The sequence below is a fragment of the Bifidobacterium pullorum subsp. saeculare genome, from assembly GCF_016899725.1.
Lineage (GTDB): Bacteria > Actinomycetota > Actinomycetes > Actinomycetales > Bifidobacteriaceae > Bifidobacterium > Bifidobacterium pullorum_C.
In genome coordinates this window covers 59195-68452 of sequence record NZ_JACLYU010000011.1, presented here as the reverse complement: position 1 = coordinate 68452, position 9258 = coordinate 59195, and the positions used below count along the sequence as shown (strand labels likewise).

Sequence of the window (9258 nt, the reverse complement as noted above, 5' to 3'; positions counted from 1 at the left end):
TCCGCGTCCAGCATCGCGTTCAACAGCTCCTCGACCTTCCGGGACACCAATCGGCCCAGCTTCGTCTCGAGCATGTTCTCATCGACCTGTAGAATCTGATCCTGCATGGTTCCGTCGCCTCTTTCCACTAGCGGTTTTGTGTTTGGCGACTGAAATCGCACCCAGACGACGGGCCATGCCTCTTCATTCAGGCTTCAACCAAAGTGCGCAACAAACCGGGCGTTATCGATCCATCCTGAAGCAGGCCCATCGAGAAGGCGTCAATCAGAAGACCGGCGCAACGACGATGCCACGCATTCGCAACGTCCGTGCGCACAACGCACGTTTGACTTGTGCCCGTGCGAGCGCCCATAATCAGCGATCGGCCATGGCGCGACAGCACTGCGGCATCGTCCGCAGCCTAACGTTCCTCACCAAGCGAGCGCCGACCGCTTTCCAGTAAGCCCGTCATATAGATGGGCAGATAACGGACCGGACCTTCGGTTTCGACGTTCGTTTCCCCGAGCACAATGGCCCGTTCGATCCCGTAGTTCGGCGTGCGCAGCGCATTGCTCAGCGCGCTGTGCCGCTTGTATGACTTCCCGGATTTCACCTCGATGGGCACCACACGCCCCTGATGCTCGATGAGGAAATCCAACTCCCCGATAGAACGGTTCTTGAAGAAGAACAGCCGATGCCTGCGGGCCGTCAGCTCTTGTGCCACGGCGTTCTCATAGATCGACCCATAATTGATGTCCGTACGATCCGTCAGGAGCGAACGCACGACATCCAGCCCGCACTCGTAGGTCAGCAATCCCACGTCCGCCAGGAACAGCTTGAATTTGGTGGAGCTCATCGCCAGCATCAGCGGATATCGCGGCTTGTCCACGTTGTACACCGGCAGCGCCACGTTTGCATCAGCCAGCCACAGAAAGTCGTTATCATACCGATCGATGCGAGATTGACCTTCAATGTCCTTGACGACGAAACGCTTGTTCTGATTATTCAATTCGCTGGGAATCAGATCAAAGATGCGTTTCACCGTGCGGGCACGGTCGCCCGCATACTGGGAGATGTCATTGCGGTACATCTGCACGATGCCACCCTGCAATGCGCGGGTGCGCTGGATATCGTCGGTCGCGAAATAAGTCTGCACCGCGTCCGGCATGCCGCCGCACACCAGATACCCATGGAAGAGCTGCAGCAGTCTGCGGTGCACATAGTCGTCCACCGGAGTGCCGTCCTCGAACGCGCGACGCACCTCGTTCCAAACGTCGTCACCGACGCCGGCCGCCCAGGTGAATTCCTCAAAATCCAGTGGATACATGGTTTCCGTCATGAGGTATCCGACCGGCACCGACCTGACGTTCCTCATCTCGACACCGAGCATGGAACCGGACAAGATGTAGTCATAGTCCTGCCGTTCACACAGGAACTTGATCATGGTGAGCACATTCGGACAAGCCTGCACCTCGTCCAGGAATATCAACGTCTTGCCTGGAACCAACGGCTGGTCGGAGAACGCGCTGAGACGCAGAAACAGCTCGGCGGTATCGCCAGCCGAGGCTAGGGCCTCACGCGCTCTGACATTCTCCAACAGGTTGAGTTCGACGACATGGTCGTAGTTCGCTTGGCCGAACTCCCTGACGAGGAAGGTCTTGCCCACTTGGCGGGCACCGTCCACCAGCAGGGCCTGCTTGGTCTTGAACCGCTTCCATGCTTTCAACGCCCGGTATGCTTTACGTTTCAACATATCTGACACCTCCCCCTACACCGCATCACGCAATTTGCAAACCGATTTTAGCCCCATGACAGACAGTTTGTAAACCGGCTTTTAAGCATTAAACGACACTTTGCAAACCGATTTCAGCCAGCCGAACGACACTTTGCAAACCGGATTGAACCAGTTAAGAGCCATTGCGCATCCGGATCAGCTTCCAGATCCGTGGTCATAATGGTGCCGTCCCTGCCATTCGCGGATACGTAGCCGCGTACACGTAGGCCGCCTATGTGTAGCTGCTACGCGTGGGCTTCGATGAAGTTCGCGATGACGTCGACCACCGTATCGCTCCAGAAGGTCCCCTCGTGCTCGCCGCCAGCTACGCGGACCATCGACACCTCGTGGCCCTGGCCGCGCATCGCCTCGTACAGGCGTTCGCTCTGCGCGTAGGGCACCAGCTCGTCCGCATCGCCGTGGAGCAGCAACGTGGGCGGGCAGTCGGTCTCCGGCTTCACGATCAGCGAGGGGCTCATGGCCCGGGCCCGCGCCATATCGCCGCCGGTCACCCATTCCACGCAGTCCACGATGCCTTCGGTCCGGTCGCGTTCCAGCAATGCGGGGATATCCGCCGGCGGGAAGCAGGCGACGACGTAGTCCACATTGTCCGCGGCACCCGGATTCGACCCGTCGTCATAGCGCGGGTCGCCGGCCGTCATGCCCAGCAGCAGCGCCGTGTTCCCGCCCGAGAACGTGCCCCAGACGCCGATGCGCTTGGGGTCCACATGGAAGTCCGCGGCATTGAGCCGCAGGAACCGCAGCGCTGACTTGATGTCCTCCAGGTAGGCGGGGAAGGGATGCGCGCCGCCCTCGCTGTCCGTGTGGTTCGCCGTGGCGACGACGAATCCCCGCGCGACCAGCCTGGCGATCCGGGGGATGGCGTACAGCCGGTTGGGCGTGGTCCAGCCGCTGCCCTGCACGAACAGCACCGCGGGAAGCGCTCCGCCCTCCCGCTCGGTGCGCATGGGCACCGCCACGTCCATGACCAGCCCGGGCTTGTCCGACCGGTACGGCACCGCCGGATGGAACTCGATCTGCCCGGTCAGCCCGGGGTTCGCTTCGATGCCGTCGATTCCCTCGTATGCGTCCTGTTCCACGGCGTGCTCCTTTCCGTTCCGTGGTGTCTTGTCCGGCGGTTCCCGTCGCTCTCAGAAGGCGACCGGCTCCACGCAGTCGGCGAGAATCTCGCGAGCCTCGGCGGTGCCGACGTGCTGGTAGGAACCACCCATCGCATCGTGGTGCGCGGCGAGCTCGTCGAGGTGGGCGTCATCGGCGGGCACGCCGATTTCGGCCAGCGTACGCGGGCATCCCATGCGCGCCAGGAAGTCGGAGTAGCGCTCGATGCCTTCGGCGGCCATCTCGGCTTCGGTCCGGCCTGTCGGATCCACGCCCCACACGGTGCATGCGAAGCGGGCGAACCGGCCCGTGGCCTCCGGGGTGGCGCGGTACACGTACTTCATCCAATGCGGATGCACGACCGCCAGTCCGGCCCCGTGCGCCACCTCGGGGTGTACGGCGGAAATGCCGTGCTCGATGCCGTGGGTCACCCAGTCGGTCTCCTTGCCGCGGGAGATGATGCGGTTGAGCGCCATCGTGGAGTCCCACATGGCATTCGAGCGCGCCGTGTAGTCCGACGGATCGGCCAGGCAGGCGCGCCACGAGCGCAGGATGTGCCGCATGATCGCCTCGGCCAGCTCGTCGGAAAGGTTGTCGTCGGAGGGCAGCGACAGGTACTGCTCGCACACGTGGCAGAACATGTCCACGAAGCCGTAGTTGGTCTGGTCACGCCCCAGCGTGGTCAGATAGCTCGGGTCGAGCACGGAGAAGCGCGGCATGAGCGGGAACGAGGTGTAGCCCATCTTGCGCGCGATGGCGGTGTTGGTCACGACCGCGGAGTCGCCCATCTCCGAGCCCGTGGCCGCGGTGGTGAGCACCACACCCAGCGGGATGAGTCCTTCGGGCGCGGGCCGGCCGGATTCGATGTAGTCGTGCCACAGGTCCTCGTCGGAACCGATGCCGGCGCCGAGCGCCACGAACTTCGCGCAGTCGATCGCCGAGCCGCCGCCGACGGCGAGGATGAGCCCCACGCCATGCTCCTTGGCGAGCGCCACGCCTTCCAGGACCTTGTCGAGACGCGGGTTCGGGGTCACGCCCGCCAGTTCGACGACCTGCTTGCCTGCCGCGGCCAGCGCCCGGATCACGTCGTCATAGGCGCCGTTGCGTTTGATGGAGCCGCCGCCGTAGACGAGCAGCACCGGCCCCTCGCAGGCGGCGGCCTCTTCGGCCACGTGCGACGCCTGTCCTTTGCCGAAGTAGATCTTCACCGGATTGTGGAAGATGAAATCCTGCATGGTTCCTCCTTGCTGGTATTGGGCGATATTGTGCCACGCCGCGCGATGCGACGCGGCGCGTCCGGCGCCGTTCATTCCATCCATGGTTCGTCTGCGACGGTGACGTCGGCGTGCGTCCGCGCCGATTCGCCGATGGCGAGCGCGACGGCGTGGTCGTGGATGCCGTCGGCGAGCGGGTAGATCTCCGGTGCTTCGCCGCGCACGTAACGGCCCATCGCCAGGAGATGGTCGGCGACCGCCAAGTCGTCCTCGGAAAGACGCGACCCCGGGCAGGGATTGCGCCAGATGACGTCGCCGTCGAAACTGGCCGAGGCGACCTCGTTGCCCTCGAGGTTCATGTCACAGCCGAGCCGGCGGTAAAGGATCCGTGACGGGACAGGTGCACTGTCCTTCCATCGCATCACGTCGTCGTCCACGATCTCGCCGAGGCTGCCGCGGATCACCACGCGCCGGGACAGCAGCGGGTTCCACCATTGGTTGTCGACGAAGTCATACAGTCCGTAGCGGCCCTCTCCGAAGTCGAGGGTGGCGATCTGCGTTTTCAACGGCTCCGGCCGAGGGTCGGACTTCCAGCCGTCGAACCGCAACGGGTTGACCATCGGCGCGGTGAACGAGCGCGCGTCCACGGTCACGGCGGTGCGGCCGACTCCCAGGTAGGCGCGCATCAGCGCCACCGCGTGGTACAGCTGCGTGGAGGCGATCTACGCCGAGCTGGGTGCACCGATCACGCCGCGTCGTATCAGCGCCAGCCGTGAGGCGTGGCCGGGCATGCGATGGTACTGCTCCCCCACCTACACCCGGCCGACGATGGGTTCCAGCCGGTGCCACAGCGTGCGCAGACCGTCCAGATCCGGCGCGGGCGGGGTCTCGCAGAACACATAATGGCCAGCTTCGGCCAGTTCCGCGGCGAGACCGGGCGTGGCGGGCCAGGAGACGGCCACGACGTGGAAGTCGGCGGCCGCCGGATCCACGGCCGAGACGTCGGTGGCCGTGGGCACGCCGTAGTCACGTTCGATGGCGGCGAGGCGGTCGGCATGGTGGCCAATGACCGCCGCCACGCGCAGCTTATCGGGCAGGACCTGCGCGACGCGGCAGAAGAAACGGCTGCGTCAGCCGTCGCCGTGGATGATCATCGAATATGGAGTTGCCATGGATACGCTCCTTCGCATGGGGTTTAGAGGGTCCGCTCTTGGTTGGGTGCCCCGCCCTCCACATCGGCGAAGGCCGGGTCGTGCTCGGGCAGGGGACGGATAACTCGGCAAGGGTTGCCTGCGGCGACGACGCCGGCGGGGATGTCCCTGATGACGATGGAGCCAGCTCCAATGACAGAGCCATCGCCGATGGTCACTCCGGGGCAGACGGTGACGTTCGCGCCGAACCACACGTTGTCGCCGATGACGACGGGGCTGGTGTGCTCCCATCCATCAAGCCGCGTGGCCGCGTCCAGCGCATGGTTCGGGGTGGCGATGGTACAGCGGGGACCGATGAGGCAGTTCGCGCCGATGACAACGCGGCCGCCGCCGACGACGAGGAAGTCCTTATTGATGAAGGTATGATCGCCAATCTCTAGGCCGATGCCATAGTCGAGGTTGATGGGAGGGCGGAATTCGACCCCCTCCCCCGCACCGGGCACCAAGTCGTGGAACAGTCGCATCGCCCCGTCGAAATCGTCGAAGAACATGCGGTTGATCCGTTCGCAAGCGGACTGCGCCTCCCAGGTGAGCCCGGGCAGTGTGGCCGACTTGCGGTATTGCATCGGTTTTCCGGCGAACAGACGTTGCACGTCTAGGTCGGTTTCCAGCAGTGTCTTGAGATCCGCGGTCATGATGGTGTTGCCCTTTCTGTCCATCCGTTACGTGTCACATGCGCCGACCTTCATTGGCCGGCCGGAACTCCTGTCGGCGTCGTTTCACCAGACATGGTAGGCACCAGCCAACGCGAGGAAGGCGAAGGCATAGAGGAAGTTGTCGTAGTAGCGTCGCGTGCCGGTGCGGATCGGCGTGTCCCACAGCAGGCGCACCCAGCGCCGCGCGTTCTCCCGCGCCTCTGGTTCCGCCGAATGCATCGCAGCCAACGAGCCTTCGGCGGTGGCGGCGATGAATCCGACCGGATGGAGCACGGTCTCGTCGACTGGCGTGCCGTCGACGGCGTACACGCAGGTGCGGTCATGCTCGAGGAAGAAGCGCTGCAGGCGGGCGACCGCGTCGCACAGGGCCGGCGTCGGCCCGTTCCACAGGCAGTCGAGGCCGATGTTGCCGGCGGTGCGGTAGGCGTCAGAATAGAAATGCCAGTGATCGCGCTCGTCCACATGTGGCATGCCGTCGTAGTCCGAGTACTCGGGGTTCATGCCGGTCTCAGGATGGCAGGCGACGGCCAGGTAGCGGCGGCTGGCGGCCGCGGCTTCACGCCAGAACGGGCGGTCAGCCTCGTCGGCATGCTCGGCGAATACTTCGTAAAAGTGCGGCAGGTGGTAGGAAGGGTCAGTCCATTCAGTTTCGGGAATGAACTTGATCAGATGATTGTCCGGGTTCCACATCGGCCATCCCTCGCCGTCCTCGCCGCGATGCACGCAGGTGCGCAGGATGGAGCGCGCCTGCGCGGCGTAGTCAAGGAGTCCCTCGCCGTCGCCCCAGCGGCCGGAGGCGAGGAACAGCGCCATCGCGAAGTATTCCTCGCCGTCGGGGGCGGGTCCGTTCGCGTTCGGGGTGCCATCCGGCGCCACGGACCAGGCGAAATAGCCGGCATGGGGACCTTCGGTCATGAACATGTGCGCCATGACCCAGCCCCAAAGCTTGTCGAACACGTCCTGACGGTCGTACTGTACGGCGAGCATCATCGCATAGCTCATGCCTTCAGTGCGCACGTCATGGTTGCCGGTGTCCATCACGTAGGCCAGATCCTCGTCGTTCTCCCAATAGATTTTGTCGGGCCCTTCGAACATCTCGTGCCAGTTGCGAGCCAGGCGCGCCTCGATAGCGTCGCGGCCGTAGCCACATTGTTCAAACAGGCTCATGGGCGCAGCGATACGGCACTGCATCATGGAAGTCCTTCCCGTATTCAAATGCTTCTTGGTGCCAATGGAACAAGTCCGATGGCACCACCCGCCCCGCAACCGTCGGGGAGACGGATGGCGCCATCGGTTCTTGCTATCTCAAACCGACGGATGCCGGGAGATGACGATGCGGTTGATGCCAGCGTGAAGTGCCGCGAGAGGGCCGGGAGACGATGCCTGGCCTCGATCGGCACCGAGGATGTCGGAGTCGAAGACGATGGGAGTGCCATCGGCGTTCTCGTATGGTTCCTCCACGATTCGTGGCGTGCCAAGGTCGGCTGTGCACGTCAGCGGGGAGGACGCGCCGGCAACGGCTTCCGGCACATCGACGATGACGGTCACCGCGTCCTCGTCTTCTTCGACGGAGACAGTCATACGTTCGGCAACACATACGGCATCCGGTTCCTGTTCGGCGGCAGGCATGCCACAGTACGCATTGCCTTCCACATACACAGGCTGCTCGGGGGAGGGATCTCCACCACCGTTCTCGCCGGCCTTCATACGGTGGATGGCTTCCACATATCCTGCCATCGACGTCGGATATCCTGCGTAAGCGCCCAGTCCCGGCGCGCCAAGTCCAGGCAGAGGGTCCGCTGCCGTGGTGAACAGGTTGTTCCGGTACCGGTCGTCGCCGCTGGAGACGACTGCGCAGCCAGCCACCTCGGTGGTATGTGGGAAATGATATGGCGTGGAACGATCCATAACCCGATGCGTGGCGATGGTACCAGCGATGAGGTTGTGCACGAACGCCGACCCCTGCGACCAGTTCTGGAACACATAAGGCGAGGCAAACACATTGTTGTCAAGTATGGCGGGCCCATGGCTCACTTCGATCATGAGGTCACGCACATTACGGTGGCATACGTTGCCACTCACCCGCACGCCTTGCGCCTGCCAGTCAAGCCATATGCCAAGCGAGCAGTCATGCACGTCATTATGCGCGATGATGGCATCGATGGCCGCATGGAACTTGATGCCCGCGATTTCCCAGCCGAAGAACTCGCGCTTGACTCCGATGCGGTGGATGTGGTTCCAACTCACCTCGCTGAAGGCACACCCCATATGACCGACGACGCCGTTCTGGCCGCAGTCATGGATGTGGTTGAAACGCACCCGATGGCCGCCGATTGTCTCTTTGCCCCAGCCGATTCTGCGCCCCTTGAACACGGCCTCAAGCTGGTACTGGTAACCGGTCTTGCGCTCAGTGCGGTACCACTCGTTTTCACCAGTGGAGGCCTCCTTGCCTAGGCACACCGCGGAGCATTTCGCATCATGCAGATGGTTGCCTTCGATCACCCACCCCTTGGCCCAATTCGGACCGACCATGCCGAACTGGGGTGCGGTGGGCGGCGACCACGGCGTGGCGGCCTGGCACATCTCAAAACCGGAGACGGTGATGTAGTCGATGTGCGTGCGCGAAGGGAAGAAGCAGGTGCGGCGCACATTGACTTCCACGAGTTCCACATTGGGATCGGCGTCTTGGAAATTCGCCCAGACGGTCGTCTCGCCCGTGTGCGCGTCGACCTCAGCGTGCCACGCATAGCGCATGCCGTCGGGGTCGAACGTAGGCACCGTGGCTCCGGTGCCGTCATCCACGGTGCGCGTGGCAACTTGCGGCTCGTAGACTCCGTTGAGATCAGGCGATTCGTAGAATGAACGACCGTTCAGATACACGTCGCCCAAATGCCTGGCCGGTTCCGTGTCCTTATCGGGGCGGATAAGCCAGTCTCCGAACAACTCCTCGCGGAACGGGTTGAACGAGCCGAACAACGAAGCCGGCAACGTCACCTTCCAGACGGTTCCTCTGTCATGGGTCCAACCAGTCACCCGCTCCGACCCCTTAATCACAGGGTGCTCGCCTTCGGCGGCACGGTAGACGATGCGTTCCAGGTCGCTCACGCCGCCGTGGGCCGGGTCGACCTGTTCGCGGTAGACTCCCTCATGCACGACGACCGTGTCGCCGGGGCGGGCGATGGCCGCCGCACGCGAGATTGTGGCGAATGGATGGGCGGCGTCGCCGGTCGCGAGGTCGTCGCCATGAGGATGGATATGATATTCAGCCATGGAATAAAGCTCCTTTGCCTTCCATCGTTGGTTCG

8 protein-coding genes are annotated in these 9258 nt (G+C 63.4%); all 8 read right to left on the bottom strand.

Going from position 1 to position 9258, the window contains the following annotated elements:
• Positions 1-400: 400 nt before the first annotated feature.
• The 8 genes from H7U32_RS06655 to H7U32_RS06620 all read right to left on the bottom strand — a co-directional run bounded on the left by H7U32_RS06655 (position 401) and on the right by H7U32_RS06620 (position 9223).
• Entirely contained in the window at positions 401-1732 is a 1332-nt protein-coding gene (locus H7U32_RS06655) for an ATP-binding protein (RefSeq protein ID WP_204469174.1), read from the bottom strand.
• A 266-nt stretch (positions 1733-1998) separates the two neighbouring features.
• Positions 1999-2853, bottom strand: coding sequence for an alpha/beta hydrolase fold domain-containing protein (locus H7U32_RS06650; protein ID WP_204469172.1), 855 nt, complete (start codon positions 2851-2853; stop codon positions 1999-2001).
• Between the two features lie 51 nt (positions 2854-2904).
• Entirely contained in the window at positions 2905-4107 is a 1203-nt protein-coding gene (locus H7U32_RS06645) for an iron-containing alcohol dehydrogenase (RefSeq protein WP_204469170.1), read from the bottom strand.
• Positions 4108-4178: 71 nt separating this feature from the next.
• The gene (locus tag H7U32_RS06640; protein ID WP_204469168.1) at positions 4179-4781 is read right to left on the bottom strand and encodes a hypothetical protein; all 603 of its coding nucleotides are present in this window, start codon (positions 4779-4781) and stop codon (positions 4179-4181) included.
• A gap of 117 nt (positions 4782-4898) precedes the next feature.
• Positions 4899-5171, bottom strand: coding sequence for a Gfo/Idh/MocA family oxidoreductase (locus H7U32_RS06635; protein ID WP_239457583.1), 273 nt, complete (start codon positions 5169-5171; stop codon positions 4899-4901).
• Positions 5172-5281: 110 nt separating this feature from the next.
• On the bottom strand, positions 5282-5932 hold the full coding sequence (locus tag H7U32_RS06630) for a sugar O-acetyltransferase (RefSeq protein WP_204469165.1): 651 nt from the start codon (positions 5930-5932) through the stop codon (positions 5282-5284).
• A gap of 84 nt (positions 5933-6016) precedes the next feature.
• A complete protein-coding gene (locus H7U32_RS06625; protein WP_239457576.1) occupies positions 6017-7120 on the bottom strand; it encodes a glycosyl hydrolase family 8 in 1104 nt (367 codons plus the stop codon).
• Positions 7121-7258: 138 nt separating this feature from the next.
• Positions 7259-9223 (bottom strand): right-handed parallel beta-helix repeat-containing protein, encoded by a 1965-nt coding sequence (locus tag H7U32_RS06620; RefSeq protein WP_204469162.1) that lies wholly within the window; start codon positions 9221-9223, stop codon positions 7259-7261.
• Between the last annotated feature and the right edge of the window lie 35 nt (positions 9224-9258).